The 16,617-nt window shown below is 65.2% G+C and carries 21 protein-coding genes and 1 pseudogene; 6 read left to right on the forward strand and 16 right to left on the reverse strand.

The features are described from left to right. Nucleotides 1–86 precede the first annotated feature (86 nt). Together OKW76_RS01740 and OKW76_RS01745 are read right to left on the reverse strand one after the other, a co-directional pair. Nucleotides 87–590: pseudogene (locus OKW76_RS01740) on the reverse strand (carbonic anhydrase); the annotation flags it as partial. Beyond that, a complete protein-coding gene (locus OKW76_RS01745) occupies nucleotides 587–2,158 on the reverse strand; it encodes a SulP family inorganic anion transporter (RefSeq protein ID WP_265550581.1) in 1,572 nt (523 codons plus the stop codon). The gene OKW76_RS01745 and the pseudogene OKW76_RS01740, both read right to left, overlap by 4 nt. Nucleotides 2,159–2,291: 133 nt before the next feature. On the opposite strand from OKW76_RS01745, the gene OKW76_RS01750 reads away from it, so the two are divergent. Both OKW76_RS01750 and OKW76_RS01755 read left to right on the forward strand, forming a co-directional pair. Next, the gene (locus OKW76_RS01750) at nucleotides 2,292–2,828 is read left to right on the forward strand and encodes a J domain-containing protein (RefSeq protein ID WP_265550583.1); all 537 of its coding nucleotides are present in this window, start codon (nucleotides 2,292–2,294) and stop codon (nucleotides 2,826–2,828) included. 7 nt (nucleotides 2,829–2,835) lie between these two features. Further along, nucleotides 2,836–3,150, forward strand: a complete 315-nt coding sequence (locus tag OKW76_RS01755) for a (2Fe-2S) ferredoxin domain-containing protein (protein ID WP_265550585.1) — start codon at nucleotides 2,836–2,838, stop codon at nucleotides 3,148–3,150. 210 nt (nucleotides 3,151–3,360) lie between these two features. On the opposite strand, the gene OKW76_RS01760 is transcribed toward OKW76_RS01755, so the two are convergent. From OKW76_RS01760 to OKW76_RS01800, 9 genes are all read right to left on the reverse strand, one after another. Beyond that, complete coding sequence (locus OKW76_RS01760) at nucleotides 3,361–3,765, reverse strand: SufE family protein (protein WP_265550587.1); 405 nt, start codon at nucleotides 3,763–3,765, stop codon at nucleotides 3,361–3,363. A 179-nt stretch (nucleotides 3,766–3,944) separates the two neighbouring features. Continuing rightward, complete coding sequence (locus tag OKW76_RS01765; protein WP_265550588.1) at nucleotides 3,945–4,187, reverse strand: hypothetical protein; 243 nt, start codon at nucleotides 4,185–4,187, stop codon at nucleotides 3,945–3,947. Nucleotides 4,188–4,229: 42 nt separating this feature from the next. Beyond that, nucleotides 4,230–4,427 carry a hypothetical protein gene (locus OKW76_RS01770; protein WP_406698425.1) on the reverse strand — a complete coding sequence of 66 codons (198 nt, stop codon included), beginning with the start codon at nucleotides 4,425–4,427 and terminating at the stop codon, nucleotides 4,230–4,232. A gap of 87 nt (nucleotides 4,428–4,514) precedes the next feature. Further along, nucleotides 4,515–4,772, reverse strand: a complete 258-nt coding sequence (locus OKW76_RS01775; RefSeq protein ID WP_265550590.1) for a hypothetical protein — start codon at nucleotides 4,770–4,772, stop codon at nucleotides 4,515–4,517. A gap of 74 nt (nucleotides 4,773–4,846) precedes the next feature. Next, nucleotides 4,847–5,134: a hypothetical protein gene (locus tag OKW76_RS01780; protein ID WP_256507482.1), complete on the reverse strand. Its 288-nt coding sequence runs from the start codon at nucleotides 5,132–5,134 to the stop codon at nucleotides 4,847–4,849. Between the two features lie 27 nt (nucleotides 5,135–5,161). After that, the gene (pspC, locus tag OKW76_RS01785) at nucleotides 5,162–5,539 is read right to left on the reverse strand and encodes an envelope stress response membrane protein PspC (RefSeq protein ID WP_265550592.1); all 378 of its coding nucleotides are present in this window, start codon (nucleotides 5,537–5,539) and stop codon (nucleotides 5,162–5,164) included. Next, nucleotides 5,539–5,808: an envelope stress response membrane protein PspB gene (gene pspB / locus OKW76_RS01790; protein ID WP_256507480.1), complete on the reverse strand. Its 270-nt coding sequence runs from the start codon at nucleotides 5,806–5,808 to the stop codon at nucleotides 5,539–5,541. Before pspB ends, pspC begins: the two co-directional genes overlap by 1 nt. A 4-nt stretch (nucleotides 5,809–5,812) precedes the next feature. Continuing rightward, entirely contained in the window at nucleotides 5,813–6,481 is a 669-nt protein-coding gene (pspA, locus tag OKW76_RS01795; protein WP_256507479.1) for a phage shock protein PspA, read from the reverse strand. Between the two features lie 66 nt (nucleotides 6,482–6,547). After that, nucleotides 6,548–6,982: an energy transducer TonB family protein gene (locus tag OKW76_RS01800; RefSeq protein WP_265550595.1), complete on the reverse strand. Its 435-nt coding sequence runs from the start codon at nucleotides 6,980–6,982 to the stop codon at nucleotides 6,548–6,550. A 228-nt stretch (nucleotides 6,983–7,210) separates the two neighbouring features. Here OKW76_RS01800 and pspF point away from each other — a divergent pair, with 228 nt between their 5' ends. Both pspF and OKW76_RS01810 read left to right on the forward strand, forming a co-directional pair. Next, nucleotides 7,211–8,206, forward strand: a complete 996-nt coding sequence (gene pspF, locus OKW76_RS01805; RefSeq protein ID WP_265550597.1) for a phage shock protein operon transcriptional activator — start codon at nucleotides 7,211–7,213, stop codon at nucleotides 8,204–8,206. Between the two features lie 84 nt (nucleotides 8,207–8,290). Beyond that, complete coding sequence (locus tag OKW76_RS01810) at nucleotides 8,291–8,902, forward strand: superoxide dismutase (RefSeq protein WP_265550599.1); 612 nt, start codon at nucleotides 8,291–8,293, stop codon at nucleotides 8,900–8,902. Nucleotides 8,903–8,952: 50 nt separating this feature from the next. On the opposite strand, the gene OKW76_RS01815 is transcribed toward OKW76_RS01810, so the two are convergent. The 3 genes from OKW76_RS01815 to mtaB form a co-directional block, all read right to left on the reverse strand. After that, complete coding sequence (locus OKW76_RS01815; RefSeq protein WP_265552708.1) at nucleotides 8,953–9,531, reverse strand: inner membrane-spanning protein YciB; 579 nt, start codon at nucleotides 9,529–9,531, stop codon at nucleotides 8,953–8,955. Between the two features lie 133 nt (nucleotides 9,532–9,664). Beyond that, nucleotides 9,665–10,597: a signal recognition particle-docking protein FtsY gene (gene ftsY / locus OKW76_RS01820; RefSeq protein ID WP_256507474.1), complete on the reverse strand. Its 933-nt coding sequence runs from the start codon at nucleotides 10,595–10,597 to the stop codon at nucleotides 9,665–9,667. Further along, nucleotides 10,594–11,796: a tRNA (N(6)-L-threonylcarbamoyladenosine(37)-C(2))-methylthiotransferase MtaB gene (gene mtaB / locus OKW76_RS01825; RefSeq protein WP_265550603.1), complete on the reverse strand. Its 1,203-nt coding sequence runs from the start codon at nucleotides 11,794–11,796 to the stop codon at nucleotides 10,594–10,596. Before mtaB ends, ftsY begins: the two co-directional genes overlap by 4 nt. 24 nt (nucleotides 11,797–11,820) lie before the next feature. Here mtaB and OKW76_RS01830 point away from each other — a divergent pair, with 24 nt between their 5' ends. Continuing rightward, entirely contained in the window at nucleotides 11,821–12,399 is a 579-nt protein-coding gene (locus OKW76_RS01830; protein WP_265550604.1) for a DUF924 family protein, read from the forward strand. A 128-nt stretch (nucleotides 12,400–12,527) separates the two neighbouring features. Here the strand turns inward: OKW76_RS01830 and OKW76_RS01835 are convergent, their stop codons facing one another. Together OKW76_RS01835 and OKW76_RS01840 are read right to left on the reverse strand one after the other, a co-directional pair. Next, the gene (locus tag OKW76_RS01835) at nucleotides 12,528–13,067 is read right to left on the reverse strand and encodes a hypothetical protein (RefSeq protein ID WP_416221832.1); all 540 of its coding nucleotides are present in this window, start codon (nucleotides 13,065–13,067) and stop codon (nucleotides 12,528–12,530) included. 75 nt (nucleotides 13,068–13,142) lie between these two features. Next, nucleotides 13,143–14,771 carry a putative bifunctional diguanylate cyclase/phosphodiesterase gene (locus OKW76_RS01840; RefSeq protein WP_265550606.1) on the reverse strand — a complete coding sequence of 543 codons (1,629 nt, stop codon included), beginning with the start codon at nucleotides 14,769–14,771 and terminating at the stop codon, nucleotides 13,143–13,145. Nucleotides 14,772–15,035: 264 nt separating this feature from the next. Here OKW76_RS01840 and ffh point away from each other — a divergent pair, with 264 nt between their 5' ends. Next, a complete protein-coding gene (ffh, locus tag OKW76_RS01845; RefSeq protein WP_265550608.1) occupies nucleotides 15,036–16,535 on the forward strand; it encodes a signal recognition particle protein in 1,500 nt (499 codons plus the stop codon). The last annotated feature ends 82 nt before the right edge of the window (nucleotides 16,536–16,617 follow it).

The raw sequence follows: 16,617 nt of genomic DNA on the forward strand, positions 1-16,617 counted from the left end.
GCGTCGATCTCGAGCAGCGGCTTGAGCAGCCCGTCGCTCAGGTCATACACCCACCCGTGCAGCTGGAGCGGCTTGCCCTTGGCGAACGCCGCCTGGACGATATCGGTGCGCGCGACGTCGAGCAGCTGGTCGCGGACGTTGCATTCGACGAAGCGGTTCACCTTGGCCTCGGCGGTGGGTTGCGCCTCGATCTCCTCGGCATGGCGCGCACGGACGCCCTTGGCGTTTTCGAGCCATTCGGCGATCGGCCCCTCGACCCCGCCGTCGAGCACCGCGCGGATGCCGCCACAGCCATAATGGCCGCACAGCACGATATGCGGCACCTCGAGCACCTCGACCGCATATTGCAGCACCGACATGAAGTTCAGGTCGTGCGCGTGCACCAGATTGGCGATGTTGCGGTGGATGAACATCTCGCCCGGCAGCGTCTGAGTGATCTGGTCGGGCGACACGCGGCTGTCCGAACAACCGATCCACAACACTTCGGGCCGCTGGCCGCCGACCTGGCGCTTGAAGAACTGGGGATCCTGCTCGGTGATTTCCTGCACCCACGCCTTGTTCGACAGGATCAGCTGTTGATAGCTCTTCATGCGAAAACGATCTCCTTGGTCGGCGCCTTGATCTGCGCTGCGGTCCGCCCGGCAATGTCACCGCGGACGCTGACCTTGATGTTGCGATATTCGGCGTTCTTGATGAACGCGTTGATGATGTCGATATTGTCGGGGTCGACGAATTCGGTCGCGGTGACGTCGATCACCACCGTGGCATTGTCGGGCACCCGGTTGAGCGCCGACTGCAATTCGACCTTGTGGATGAAGTACAGGTTGCGGCGTGCGCGGACCATCACCGCGGCGCCGTCCTCGACATAGCTGACCGACGGGCGGAAGTTGCGCGCGATCACGAACACGAAGCCGACACCAAGGCCGATGACGATGCCGATGAGCAGATCGGTGAACAGGATCGCGACGATCGTCACCACGAACGGCACGAACTGCGCATAGCCCATCTTCCAGCGCGCGACGAACAGTGCGGGCTTGGCGAGCTTGTACCCGGTCTGGATCAGGATCGCGGCGAGCGCCGACAGCGGGATCAGGTTGAGGATGGTCGGGATCAACGCGACGCTGAGCAGCAGCCAGAAACCGTGAAAGATCGTCGACATCTTCGACGCGGCGTTGGCGCCGACATTGGCCGAGCTGCGAACGATGACCGAGGTCACCGGCAACCCGCCGATCAGCCCCGACACGATATTGCCGCCGCCCTGCGCCATCAATTCGCGGTTCTTGTCGGTCACCCGGCGCTTGGGATCGAGTTCGTCGATCGCCTTGACGCTGAGCAGCGATTCGAGGCTGGCGACGATCGCGAGCGTCAACGCGATCGTCCAGACCGTGGGCAGCGTGATCGAACTGAAATCGGGGAAGGTGAAGAGACCGACGAACTCGCCGAGCGAGCCGGCAATCGGCACCTCGACGAGATGCGAGCGCTGGACTTCGAGGGCCGGCGCCGCGACCGCGAACAGCAGGTTGGCGAGGACTGAAAAAACCACCACCACCAGCGGCGCCGGCAGGAACTTCAGCGGCCCCTCGGTCGGGCGCGCCTTTTCCCACCAGAACAGGAACGCGAGCGACGCGAGCGCGATCAACGCCGCGCCCCACAGGAAGCTGTCGGTGAGCGTGTACCAGATCGCGCTGAAGGTGTTCAGGCCATCGGTCTGGAAGAAATTCCAGTCGCCTTCGGGATCGCCGTCATAGCCCAGCGCGTGCGGGATCTGCTTGAGGATCAGCGTCAGGCCGATCGCCGACAGCATCCCGGTGATCACCGAGGTCGGCACGAACTCCGCGAGCACGCCCGACTTGGTGAGTGAAAACGCCATCTGCATCATGCCCGCGAGCATGACCGCCAGCAGGAACGCCTCATAGCTCGGGACGCTCTGGATCGCGCTGAACACGATGACGGTGAGGCCCGCGGCGGGGCCGCTGACCGACAGCGGCGATTTCGATAGCGAGCCGACAACGATGCCGCCCACCATGCCCGCGATGACGCCCGAAAAAAGCGGTGCGCCCGAGGCTAGTGCGACGCCGAGGCAAAGAGGGAGGGCGACGAGCGCCACGACAATCGAGGCCGGCAGATCCTGCCGCCAGGTTGCGAAAAGCGCGTTCAAGAGCTGAATCCTCTGTTGAAACAATATAACAGGCTGAACCGAGTATGCCGTTTTGGGGCTAAGCAGGCAACCCGACACCGGTTATCCGTAAGGGCAGCTTGCTATGATGCCCCGGCAGCCTATGTCGTTGCCGATGGCTCGTTATACTCGCTCGAACGATTGGGGATTTCCACGCTGGCGGGGCTACGGCTCGGGCCGCGAGGCGACGCAGGTGCGGCTTTGCGACCGGCATGGCTGCGAGGAACCGGGCGATCGGCCCGCCCCCAAATCGCCTAACTCCCCAGAGCGCTGGTATTTTTGCGAGGTCCACGCCGGCGAGTACAACCGCGGCTGGAACTATTTCGAAGGGCTCAGCGCCGAGGACGCCGCCAAGCGCGAAGCCGAGGAGCGCGGCGATACATCGGGTTACCGCGAATCGAGCCATCACGCCTGGACAGGACCGGGTGACGGGAGCCGTTCGCGCGACGAAATGCGCGCGCTCGAGCTGCTTGAGCTCGAGGTCGATGCCGATTTCGAAGCGGTTCGTGCGGCATGGCGGCGGCAGGCCAAGGCGAATCACCCCGATGTCCGGCCGGGCGATGCCGAAGCCGCGGCGCGGTTCCAAGCGATCCAGGCGGCGTATGACGTGCTGCGTACCGCCGAAGAACGCCGCCAATGGCAGCCCGGCTGACCCGCATATGAAAACCATCGTGCGGTCGAACTGGTCGCAGGCGGTGCTCGTCTGCGCCAAATGCTCGAAAAAGGTCGGTGGCGGCTTCGGCGACGGCGGCAAGGCGCCGCTCGCCAAGGCATTGCGGCGTCACCTGGGGCTCAAGAAGGGCCGCAAGGGCGATGCCGGGATCGTCGAGGTGCGCTGCCTGGGCGTTTGCCCTCGCAACGCGGTGGTGGTGGTCAACGGTGCCGACAGCCGGGTGTGGAATTTGGTGCAGGTTGGCGCGGATTTAGACGAGGTTGCAACGGGACTTGGGTTGGGGCGTTCTTCCGCTCCCTGAAGGATCGGGCCGGGGGCAGGGCGAGCGCTCGCGATACTTGATGCTCACGATACCTGAGGTCATACCCCGAACCGTTCGTTTCGAGCGAAGTCGAGAAACGGCCACGCGGCGCCGCGCTTCGGTTTCTCTACTTCGCTCGAAACGAACGGAAAATGAGGGGCTACGCAGAGCCTCGACCCACCCCCAACCCCTCCCTTTCAGGGAGGGGAGCTAAGCGTAGCGTTCCGCGGTTTCCCGGATCAGCGCGATCATGTTGGGTATCCCCTGCGTCCGGTTCGAACTCAGCTGGTTCTTCAGATCGAAGGGCGCGAGCTCGCCGGGGATGTCGGTCGCCAGGATCGCCTCGGGCGCCTTGTCCTGTACGCTGGTCAGCACCAGCGCGATGATTCCCTTGGTGATCGCAGCATTGCTGTCGGCCAGGAAGTGCAGCGAGCCATCGCCGGCGACGGTGGGATAGACCCACACCGATGCCGAGCATCCGCGCACCAAGGTCGCATCGGTCTTGAGCGGATCGGGCATCGGCTCGAGCGCCTTGCCCAGGTCGATCAGCAAACGATAGCGATCGTCGGGATCGAGAAAGCCATATTCGTCGGCGATGTCGGTGAGGGTCTGCATCGGCACGCTATAGCGGCGGGGGTAAGTGTGGGCCAGCGGCCCCTTGGGGCACCTTCTGCCGCCCTGACCGTCACCCCAGCGAAAGCTGGGGTCTCCTCATTGGCAAGCGCGCGCCTGGCCAAACGAGACCCCAGCTTTCGCTGGGGTGACGTATATCCGCTGGGGTGGCGGGGGGACGGTTATAGGTCCACCCCGGCAGCGATCGCCTCGAGCTTGCGCATCCGCTCCTTGAGGTCGGCGATCTCGATCCGCTGGCTCGCCGAGGGCGCTTGCGGCGCGGGGTCATGTGCCCCCGCCATCGCCAATTCCTGCCGCTTGAGCTGGAGCCAGCCGCGCCACCCGGCGAGCATGCCGGCGGTGACCAGGCCGAGGCCGAGCAGGCCCTCGGTGGCGATGATCAGGTAGAGATTGGGGTCAGTCATTGCCGAGCCTTTCGTGTCAGCGCGGGGGGGAAGGGAAGGGGTTCAGTTGAGCGGTGCGTCGCGCAGCCGTTCGATTTCGTCGGCAACGCCCATCCCGCGATCGGTGACGATCCGTTCGAGTACGCGGACGCGCTGTTCGAGCCGTTCGACCTGCGCTGCATATTGCGCGGCCTTTTCGGCGGTCTGGTGGTTCAGCGCGCTGGTCATCGCTTCCTTGTGCTTGAGCCAGCGCTTGAACATGTCGCCGCCCACCCCGAGGATCACCGGGATTCCGACGACGATGAAAAAGAAACCGAGGATGAAAGCGGCGTTCATGGGGCGATCCTTTTAGTTCGCGCGGCCGCGTAGTTGTTCGATCTCGCGATCGAGCGCGTGGCTGCTGTCGGTAACGATGCGTTCGACATTGGCGAGCCGGTCCTTGATCGAGCCGAGTTCGGCGCGAAGCTGGGCATTTTCCTGGCTGAGCAACCGGACGCGCTCGGTCGTCTCGTCGCTGGTCTTGGGGTACAGCGCCTGTCCCCAGCTGCCGTCGAGCGGGTAGCCGTTCTTGACGCGCATCCAGGTGGTGATGACCCACGCGATCATTCCGACGACGCCGATAATGGCCAGTGGTTGGCCGAAAGCTTGAAACAACGTTGCCTTATCCATCTTATTCCCTTTCAGCGCAGCGCGTCGATGTCGCGACCCAGCCGCTCGGCGGGATCGGTGGCGATGCGTTCGAGCACCGCGATCCGCTCCTCGAGCCGCGAGACCTGGCCGGTCAGCCGCTCATTCTCGTTCGACAGCAGCGCGATCTTGCGCTCTGCGTCGGGGCCGGTGCGATGCACCGTGTTGCCGTTATCGTCTTCGAGCGGATAGCCATGCTTGGCTTTGATCCACGTCGTGAAGGCGGTGCAGATGCCGATCGTAGCGACGATCAGCACGGGGACCATCCAACTCCACTGCATGTTACTCTCCCTCTTGGGCCGGCGCGCTCAGCGCAACCGGTCGATCTCGTCGGCCAGCCGGGTGTTGCGGCTGACATAATAGGTCTCGATCTCGGCGAGCCGGCGATCAATGTCGCGGAACTTCGAGCGGACCTCGGCGGTCGATCTTTTGGGGTTCGATCGCACGCCCTGCCAGAACTTGGCGTCCTCGGCATTGTCGTACAGGCCGCTGGGCTTTTGCGGGGCCATCCAGCCGATCATGCCATAGGCGATCAGCGTCCAGGGGAAGCCGAGCAGGGTCAGCATGACCGCGCCGACGCGGACCCAGATGACATCGACCCCGGTATAGTCGGCGATGCCTGCGCATACGCCCATCCATTTCCCGTTCGGCTTGTCGAGATACAGTTTGGTGCGGATCGCGGACATCAGTTCCTCCGATAGTCATAGGGCGATTCGGGCTCGGCGCTGCGCGCCTGCGGCCGGAAATCGGGGTTGTCGGCCGACACGATCCGTTCGATCGTCTCGAGCCGTTCGTCGAGGCGGCGCGCCATGAGGTGCAGCTCGTCGAGCAGCTTCTCGTCCTCGTTGGTCAGCGTCGGCGCCTGTTTCCACTTCGTGATGTAGTGGAGGATGATCCAGGGCATGCCGATGAACAGCACGCCGCAGATCATGATGGGAAGAAAGACGTCTTCCATCGGGTCAGCCCTCCTTGCCCATGCGGGCCTTCAGCGCGGCGAGATCGGCATCGACCTTCTCGGCTGATTTGAGCTCGGCGATTTCTTCCTCCAGGCTCTTGGTGACGCCGCCCATGCCCGCCGCATCGGCGCGGCCCTCGGCGACATCGACGCGGCGCTCGAGGATGTCGAAGCGCGAGAAGGCGTCGGCGACCTTTTCGCCGGCATACATTTCACGCATCCGCACGCGGTTGTTCGCGCTTTCGAGCCGGGTGACGATCGAATTCTGCCGGGTGCGTGCCTCGCGCAGCTTGTTCTGCAGCTTGGCGATGTCGGTTTCCGACGCGGTCAGTGATTCATCGAGCACCGCGATCTCGGCGTGCAGCTGGGCGGCCATGTCGGCTGCCTTCTGGCGCTCGACCAATGCGGCCTTGGCAAGGTCTTCGCGGTCCTTCGAAAGCGCCAGCTCGGCCTTCTCGGTCCAGCTGTCCTGCAGCTTGTCGAGCTTGGCGATGTGGCGGCGCATTTCCTTCTGGTCGGCGATCGTGCGTGCCGCCGATGCGCGGACCTCGACCAAGGTTTCCTCCATTTCGAGGATGATCATGCGGATCATCTTCGCGGGGTCTTCGGCCTTGTCGAGCAGGTCGGTCATGTTCGCGGCGATGATGTCGCGGGTGCGGGAAAAAATGCCCATGTAGATACTCCTAGGTACAAATCGGGAAAAGACCGGAGCGGGCGAACCCGCCCCGGCAGGAGCCGGTCAGCGTTGCGGCTGGCCAGCGGGAACGTCGTAGCTGCGCGCGATCAGGCGGTAGCGGGGTACATCGCGGCGTCCCGGTTTGGCGACGATATCGTCGGCGAACACGACCTCGATCGTCACTTTGCCGTTCTGCCGCAGCGTCGTTGGCAGCGCCGGATAGCGAACATGGCCGACAGCGCGCTTGGCTTCGCGATCCAGCAGCTTGCTGCCCGTGCTGCTTGCCAGCGTCACGCCGGTGTATCGACCTTCGCTGTCGAACTTCGCGATCAGCGTTGCGGGCTTGTTGCGCATCACCGAATGCACACCGTCCATCGGTCGAAGCGTGTTGCCCAGCGACCGACCAACCTGCTCGCTCCAGGCATTCACCGAGAGCTCGGCTTCGTTCGCCTTGGCGGGAACGGCAACGGTCACACAGGTCAGCAAGACCGCGGTCATGCCCGAAACGATCGAGACGGTTGCGTTGGTCAGGCTTTTGGTCGGCTTCATCATGGTGGTTCTCCCTGAACCTGGTGGTTATTGCCCGCTCTGAGGCGGTTGCAGGAAGCTTTGCAGGACCCGTGCCAGTTTTCGAATCGACGGTTTTCTGAGGGTTGTTACGCTGATTGATGTTCGCCTGCGAAGGGACTTGCCAACAGTTGGCAATTTACGCCACAAGCTTGGCGCATGGATCGCGTAGCCCCTGTCATCGGCCAATCGTCGGTCTTCCTCGACGCGCTCGAGCACGCCAGTCGCGCGGCGACGCTCGACCGGCCGGTGTTGGTGATCGGCGAGCGCGGGACCGGCAAGGAGCTGGTCGCCGAGCGCCTCCATCGCCTGAGCAACCGCTGGGATCAGCCGCTCGTCATCATGAACTGCGCCGCGCTGCCCGAAACGCTGATCGAGGCCGAGTTGTTCGGCCACGAAGCCGGCGCCTTCACCGGCGCCTCGAAGTCGCGCGCGGGACGCTTCGAGGAGGCCGATGGCGGTACCTTGTTCCTCGACGAGCTCGGCACGCTGTCGATGGCGGCGCAGGATCGGCTGCTGCGCGCGGTCGAATATGGCGAGATCACGCGGATCGGCTCGTCGCGCGCGATGCGTGTCGATGTGCGGATCGTCGCGGCGACCAACGAGCATCTACCCGCGCGCGTCGAGCAGGGGACGTTCCGCGCCGATCTGCTCGACCGGCTGAGCTTCGAGGTGGTGACGCTGCCGCCGCTGCGTGCCCGCGTGGGCGACATCTTGGTCCTCGCCGATCATTTCGGGCGGCGAATGGCGGCCGAGATCGGCTGGGAGCAATGGCCAGGGTTCGGCCCCAACGCGACCGAAATGCTCGAACGCTATGGCTGGCCGGGCAATGTTCGCGAACTGCGCAACGCGGTCGAGCGCGCGGTGTATCGCTGGCAAGGCGGTGGCGCGGTCGATGCGATCCAGATCGACCCGTTCGATTCACCCTATCGGCCGGGTGCGTCGGCGGCGCCGATGAGTGCCGAGGCGACGCCGGCCGAGGTCGCCGCCGAACCGACAGAGGGCGACTTCCGCACCCGCGTCCAGAGCTATGAGCGCCGCCTGCTGACGCGCGCGCTCGCCGAGCATCGCCACAACCAGCGCAGCACCGCGGCGGCGCTCGGACTGACCTACGACCAGCTGCGCCATGCGCTGCGCAAGCATTCGTTGCTGTAGACGCGGTTGCGTAACGATCGGCGCGGACCCATTGAAGGGCTCCGGCGTTCCCCTGCCGAACCCTTAATTTAGGAGCATGATTCCATGGCTTTCGAACTTCCCCCGTTGCCCTATGCCTATGACGCGCTGGAGCCGACCATCGACCAGGAAACGATGACGCTGCACCACGACAAGCACCACAAGGCCTATACCGACAAACTGAACGAGGGCGTCGCCAAGGACGGACTCGAGGGTAAGTCGATCGAGGAAATCCTCGCCAACATCTCGTCGGCATCGACGCAGGTACGCAACAATGGCGGCGGCTTTTGGAACCATGACTTCTTCTGGAAGACGATGGCCCCGGCAGGCGAGCGCGGCGAAATGTCGCCCGAGCTGAAGGCGGCGGTCGAAGCATTCGGCGGGCTCGACAAGCTGAAGGAAGAGTTCAACACCAAGGGCGCCGGCCAGTTCGGCTCGGGCTGGGCGTGGCTGATCGCCGACGCATCGGGCGCGCTGCAGATCACCTCGACCCCCAATCAGGACAATCCGCTGATGGACGTCGTCGAGGCCAAGGGCACCCCGCTGCTCGGCAACGACGTGTGGGAGCACGCTTATTACCTGACGTACCGCAACGATCGCGGCGCGTATCTGAAGGCATGGTGGGACGTGGTGAACTGGGACGTCGTGTCGCAGCGCTACGCAGCCGCGAAGGGCTGAGCTGGTTCGATCGCCATGCCGGACCCGTCGGTTCGGCATGGCGGTCACCCTCAACCCTCGGGCGGGATCGGGGCTTCCTTGGGGTCGCTGACCTTCAGCCCGTGGCGCATCAGCATCGGGATGTTGGCGATCGCGAAGATCAGCGTCATCGGGATCACCGCCCAGGTCTTGTAGGCGACCCAGCCATCCCAATCGAGCCAGGCGCGCATCACCTCGTTGAGCCCCGCCTGCGCGACGAAGAAGATCATCCAGTTGATCGTCAGCAGCCGCCATCCCTTTGGCGTGAGCCCCGGATAGGCGGTTTCGAGCAGGCTCTGCAGCAGCGGCCGTCCGGTGATCAGGCCGAACGCCAGGATCGCGGCGAACATCCCGTAGACGATCGTGGGCTTCATCTGGATGAAGGCCTGGTCGTGGAAATACAGCGTCAGGCTGCCGAACACGAGCACCAGCGCCCCCGATAGCCACAGCATCGGCGAGATCGTCCCCGCCTTGATCTGCGAATAGACCATCGCTGCGATGATCGCGACCATGAACACCGCGGTCGCCGCGAGCACGCGCTCGAGCTGGCTGCCGGGCAGCAGGCTGTTCGCGGCGAAGAACACGACCAGCGGGCCGTAATCGATCGCCATCCGTGCGGTGGGGGAGAGGGGGGGCTTGGTGGTCACTTGATGTGCTTCCGTTCGTTTCGAGCGAAGTCGAGAAACCTTGCGGTGGGTGGTGCCAGAACGTTTCTCGACTTCGCTCGAAACGAACGGGGGTGGGTCATCGCACCATCGCTTCAACGCCCGATATGATCCGCGCGACTTCGTTGGCGTCGAACGGGCGCAGGTCATCCGCTTGCTCGCCGACGCCGATCGCGTGGATCGGCAGCCGGTATTTCTCCGCCGCCGCCACCAGCACGCCGCCGCGCGCGGTGCCGTCGAGCTTGGTCATCACCAGCCCGGTGACGCCGGCGACTTCCTTGAACACCTCGATCTGGCTAAGCGCATTCTGGCCGGTAGTGGCGTCGAGGACGAGGACCACGTCGTGCGGCGATTCGGGGTTCAGGCGTCCCAGCACGCGGCGGATTTTGGCGAGCTCGTCCATCAGCTCGCGCTTGTTCTGCAGCCGTCCTGCAGTGTCGACGATCAGCACGTCGATGCCGGTGGCAGTCGCCTGCTTCACCGCCTCGAACACGATACCCGCCGCGTCACCGCCTTCTGAGCCGCGCACGAGCGGCACGCCGACGCGATCGGCCCAGGTCTGCAGCTGGCCGATCGCGGCGGCGCGGAAGGTATCGCCCGCACACAGCATCACGCCATAATCCTGGTCGACCAGCGTCTTGGCGAGCTTGGCGATCGTCGTGGTCTTGCCCGATCCGTTGACTCCGATCACCAGGATCACCTGCGGGCGAGGGAAGGCGTCGATCTCTAGTGGCTGCGCGACTTTTTCGAGGACCTTCTCGATCTCTTCGGAGACGACCAGGCGGATGCCGAGCTCTTCCATGTTGCGCTCATAGGCGCCGTCGGCGAGGCGGGTGCGGATCCGCGCGGCGGTCTGCGGGCCGAGGTCGGAGGCGATCAGCGCCTCCTCGATCTCGTCGAGCGTCGAATCGTCGAGCCGTGCCGCCGACAGGCCCGCAAGGTTGCCGATCAACCGGTCCGATGTCTTGCGGAAGCCGCCGAGCAGGCGATCGTGCCAGCTGGAGTTGGTCATGCGAAATTTCCTGTAAGCGCGGTTTCGGTGGCGGCGGTGATGAGGGTCGGGGCGACACGTCCTGGGGACGCCGCGAACGGTTCCGAGGCCAGTTTCACCTCGGCGAAGTTTTCGGCATGGCCGCGGTCGCCGGGGCGTTCGATCAGGATCGATTGGCGAGTGCCGACCAGCGACCGCAGCCATGCCGAGCGGCGACGTTGCGCCGCCTCGCGCAGGCGCGCCGCACGTTGCTTCACCACCGTTGGCGCGACTTGCGGCATCCGTGCGGCGGGCGTCCCGCTGCGCGGCGAGAAGGAGAAGATGTGCGGGTGAACCACGTCGCAATCGTCGAGCAATGCCAGGGTGTTGGCGAACGCGGCATCGTCTTCGGTCGGGAAGCCCGCGATCAGGTCGGCGCCGATCGCGATCGCCGGGCGCGCGGCCTTGAGGCGCTCGACCAACGCCACCGATTGCGCGCGGCTATGGCGCCGCTTCATCCGCTTGAGGATCAGGTCGTCGCCCGCCTGCAGCGACAAATGGACATGCGGCATCACCCGCGCTTCCTGCGTCAGCAGCGTGAACAGCCGGTCGTCGATCTCGATCCCGTCGAGCGACGACAGGCGCAGGCGCGGGAGGGAGGGGACGTGGATCAGGATACGTTCGACCAATTGGCCGAGCGTCGGCTGGCCGGGAAGGTCGTGGCCATAGCTGGTCAGGTCGACGCCGGTCAGGACGATCTCGCGGTGGCCGGAATCGACGAACTGGCGGACCTGCTCGATCACCCCGCCCGCGGGCAGCGACCGGCTGGGGCCGCGGCCATAGGGGATCGCGCAGAAGGTGCAGCGATGGTCGCAGCCATTCTGTACCTCGACGAACGCGCGCGAATGGCTGGCGAAAATGGGACGCGGTGCGGTCACGGCGTCGGGCGCCCAATGCATCGGATCGAGCTTGGTCAGGTTGGACACGACGCGATCGACTTCGGGCATCGACCGATACTGTTCGGGATCGATGTTCGACGCACATCCGGTCACGACAAGTTCGGCATCGGGATGGAGCCGGCGCAGGCGGCGGATCGCGCGGTTGGTGTTGGCCACCGCCTCGTTGGTCACCGCGCAGCTGTTGACCACCGCCACCGCACGGTCGCCGACCAGCGCGCGGATCGTTTCGCTTTCGGCGATGTTCAGGCGACAGCCCAAGGTGACGATGTTCGTCACCGGCAAAGGACCAATCGAGGGGGAGCGACCATGGCGAGCGATCTAGGGACCGATGGCGGCGAAGTCCATGCAGCCGCCGCGCGCGTGCTGGCGTTCTGGTTCGACGAGACGCCGCCCGAGCGGCAATTCGCGCAGGATGCCGGGTTCGACGCGATGATCGCCGATCGCTTTGGAGGCTTGCGCGACCAGGTGCTGGAGACCGGTGCGGCGGCGTGGCGCGATGCGCCCGAGCCGTTGCTTGCGGCGGTGATCCTGCTCGACCAGTTCACGCGCAACATCCACCGCGGCACCGCGCGCGCGTTCGAAGCCGATGCGCTGGGGCTCGAGCTGGCACGCGCGGCGATCGCGCGCGGCTGGGACCGGGCGATGCCCGATGCCTGGCGGGTGTTCCTCTACATGCCCTTCATGCACGCCGAGGACGCCGCAACGCAGGCCGAGAGCGTGCGGTTGTTCGAGGCGCTGGGGGTGGCCGAGAACATCGCCTTCGCGCGCGATCACGCCGAGGTGGTGACGCGCTTCGGGCGGTTTCCGAGCCGCAATGCGGCGCTGGGCCGCGAAAGCACCGAAGCCGAGCGCGAATATCTGGCGACGCGCGACAGCGGCTGGTGAGGGGGCCTCCCCTTCCTGAAAGGGAGGGGCCGGGGGTGGGTTGGTCCGTTGTCGGGGCGGTACATGGCCCAAGCAGCCGACCCACCCCCAACCCCTCCCTTTCAGGGAGGGGAGAAGGCGAAACTGCCTCAGCAGGCGGAGCTATAGGCGACCTCGTAGGATTGATCGAAACACTTCCACAGCCGCTCGATCACATGACCGTTGGGCGGCCATGCCCGCTCCTTCGGCTGATCTACTGGTTTCGGAAGGACGCGCAGTCGTTCACGGGCGGCCAGGAAAGCCGGTTTATCTTTGCGAAGAAACGCGATCGTGGCATCGACATATGGGTTCCAGCCGGTCGGGTCGGCATCGTCGGGCTTGCGCGATTGCCGCATCAACTCGATCGCTCCGGCGTCGGCCCCTGCCTGCGCGCGCAATTGTGCCTCATGCCAGGTCATCAACGGGATCAATTGGGCCATTCGGAAGCGATAATGGTAGATTAGATCGGCGGCAGCTTCCTCACATCCAGGCCGCTCGGCCAAGGCTCGCCAGCCGCCCTTGGGGTCCTGATCGAACGCATCAAAGCTCAGTGTCAGCAGGCTGTCGTCATATTCGCACGACGCGGAGGGTGGGGTCGCAGGTACGGTCTGCTGCGGTGCCGGAAGGAAAGCCAAGAGCATGGAAAGCAAGGACGAACTCCTTAATCGCTGGCCAAGCCTAACCCGAGTTCAGGCCGCGCGATAGTGGCTTTCCAACGTCCCCGATCACCCAGCCATGCGCCGCCCGTCGACCGCCTCGACGAAGCCACTCGCGGGTGTTCCCAGCAGCATGTGCCGCTCGGCGAGGAACCGCCGCACGCCGATCAGCGACAGCGGCTTGCCGTAGAACCAGCCCTGGCCCTTGGCGCAGTTCATCGCCTTCAGCCGGGCCTCGATCGCGGCGTCCTCGATCCCCTCGGCAGTGACGGGGAGGTTGAGGCTTTCGCCCAACCGCACGATCGCGGTGACGATCGCCGCCGAATCGGCGCTTTCGTTGATCGAGGTGACGAAGGATTTGTCGATCTTGATCCGGTCGAACGGCAGCGCGCGCAGATGCGCGAGGCTCGAATAGCCGGTGCCGAAATCGTCGAGCGCCAGCTTCACCCCCTGGTTCTTCAGGCTGCCCGCGATCGATTGCGCCAGCGCCATGTTCTCGAACAGCGCGCTTTCGGTGATCTCGATCTCGAGCCTGCCGGCGGGAAAGCCGGTTTCGGTGAGCGTCTTGATGATTTTCTGCGCCAGCCACGCGTCGCGCAGCTGCCAGGGCGAGATGTTGATCGAGATGGTGAGCGAGGGATCCCAGTCGCGCGCCGCGGTGAACGCCTGTTGCATGATCGACATCGACAGGTCGGCGATCATGCCGGTTTCCTCGGCGATCGGGATGAAGCGTTCGGGGCTGATGATGCCGCGCGTCGGATGCTCCCAGCGCGCAAGCACCTCGAAGCCGTTGAGCTTGCCGGTGGCGATGTCGACCTGCTGTTCGAAATAGGGGACGATCTCGCCGCGCGGGATGCCGACGCGAAGCCCCTGTTCGAGGTCGTTGCGCTGCTGCAGCTCGCGCTCCATCGATGCGTCGAACCACACGCAGCGGTTGCGGCCCGATTTCTTGGCGGCGTACATCGCGATGTCGCCCGCGCGCATCAGCGCCTCGATCGTCGGGCATTCGAAGTCCGATCGCGCGATTCCCACCGAACAGCTGATGTGCAGGCGAAGCCCCTCGGCCTCGAACGGCTGCGCCAGGCGGCTGACCAGGCGGTCGGCGATCCGATCGACCATGTCGGGGACGGTGGGATCGAACAGGAAGGCGCAGGCGAATTCGTCGCCGCCCAATCGGGTGTTGAGCGCGGTCGGCGGCAGGATCGCGATGATCTCGTCGGCGACCATCCGCAGCAAGGTGTCGCCGATCGCGTGGCCGTGCATGTCGTTGACCGACTTGAAATGGTCGAGATCGAGCATCAGCAATGCGACAGCCTTGCCGCGACGCTTGGCCAGCGCGAGCAGCGCGGCGCCTTCGTCGGCCAGGCTGCGGCGATTGTAGAAGCCCGTGAGCGGATCGCGCGACGCCAGCATCGTCGCGCGCGCTTCGGCAGCGGTGCGGACGCGGACTTCCTTCGACAGCGCGTCGTGGCGGCGCCAGCCGATCAGCACCAGCGCGACGTTGAGCAGCAAGGCGATCACCAGCCCGCGATCGGCGGGCGCCCCACCTTCAGTATAGTGCGCGACGGTCTGCGACAGCACTGCGCCGCCGGTACCGACGAACAACAGGATCGCGGCGGCGGAAACCGCGCCGGTGATGATATCGGTGCGGACGAGGCTCGTGCGCCGGCGTTCCAGCAGGTCGTGATCGCTCGGCATGCTCGGGTTCTCCATGCCGCGTACTTGGCATGATGTGGGTATAGAAGGAGTTAAGGGCGCGGGTGCGCGCGGGTTGCTGGGGCAAGGCCGCTCGCTGACAAGCGATGCTTGCCTCTGACACCGACTCTCGCTATTGGCGCTCTCGATCGTTCCTTCGCGAACGTGATGCATCCGCGCCCCAAGGGGTACGCCGGCCGACGAGTTCTCGTCCGCCGGCGTGTTTTGCGTTACGGTCGGGGCGGCACGAAGCGACTGGAGTAGAGCATGTTCGAATCCCTCAGTGACCGGCTAGGCGGCGTCTTCGACCGACTGCGCGGCCGTGGTGCGCTGAGCGAAGCCGATGTGCGCGGTGCGATGCGCGAGGTGCGGATCGCGCTGCTCGAGGCCGACGTCGCGCTGCCCGTCGCGCGCGATTTCGTCGAAGGGATCACCGAAAAGGCGATCGGTCAGCAGGTGCTGCGGTCGGTCACGCCCGGCCAGCAGGTCGTCAAGATCGTCAACGACGCGCTGGTCGAGATGCTGGGGCCCGATACCGCGGGGCTCAACATCGACGTCTCGCCGCCCGCGGTGATCATGATGGTCGGCCTGCAGGGCTCGGGCAAGACGACGACGACTGCCAAGCTCGCCAAGATGCTGGCGGGCAAGGAGCGCAAGAAGGTGCTGATGGCGTCGCTCGACGTCAATCGCCCCAATGCGCAGGAGCAGCTTGCGGTGCTGGGAACCCAGGCCGAGGTTTCGACGCTGCCGATCGTCCAGGGCCAGCAGCCCGTCGAGATCGCGCGACGCGCGTTGCAGGCGGCGAAGCTGCAGGGCTTCGACGTGGTGATGCTCGATACCGCCGGGCGTCTGCACGTCGATCAGGCGCTGATGGACGAGATGAAGGCGGTTGCCGACATCGCGCGGCCCAACGAAATCCTGCTCGTCGTCGATTCGCTGACCGGGCAGGACGCGGTGAACGTCGCGCAGAACTTCAGCAACCAGGTGCCGCTGACCGGCGTCGTGCTGACGCGGATGGACGGCGACGCGCGTGGCGGCGCGGCGCTGTCGATGCGCGCGGTGACGGGCAAGCCGATCAAGTTCGCGGGCACCGGCGAGAAGCTCGACGCGATCGAGGCGTTCCATCCCAAGCGCGTCGCTGGGCGCATCCTTGGCATGGGCGACGTCGTCTCGCTGGTCGAGCGCGCTGCCGAAGCGATCCAGGTCGATGATGCCGAAAGAATGGCGCAGCGGCTGTCCAAGGGCCAGTTCGACATGAACGACCTGCGCGCGCAGCTGGGCCAGATGCGGCGGATGGGCGGCCTCGGCGCGCTTGCCGGCATGATCCCGGGCATGAAGAAGGCGCAGGCGGCAATGGCCAATGGTGCGGTCGACGAGCGGCTGCTGCTGCGGATGGACGCGATGATCGGATCGATGACGATCAAGGAACGCGCCAAGCCCGAACTGCTCAACGCCAAGCGCAAGATCCGCGTTGCCAAGGGCAGCGGCATGACCGTGCAGGACGTCAACAAGCTGCTCAAGATGCACCAGGAAATGGCCGGTGCGATGAAGCGCATCAAGAAGATGGGCGGCATCAAGGGCATGGCGGCGTTGCTCGGCAAGGGCGGTCCCGGCGGCGGCATGGGCGGCATCGGCAACGCGCTGGGTGGCCCCGCAATGGGCGATTTCATGTCGAAGGCGGGCGGCGGGCTGCCCGGCTTGGGCGGGAGTGGTGACGGCACGATGAAGCTGCCACCAGGGTTCGAGAATCTCATGAAGAAGAAGTGAGCTAGCCCGGACCTTTCCCGTCGCCCCAGCCAAGGCGGGGGTCTCGCGGTGCGGTTCGGACCATCAACCAGAAGACCCCGGC

Origin of the sequence: Sphingomonas sp. S1-29, assembly GCF_026167545.1 — a bacterium.
In the GTDB taxonomy this organism is placed as follows: domain Bacteria; phylum Pseudomonadota; class Alphaproteobacteria; order Sphingomonadales; family Sphingomonadaceae; genus Sphingomonas.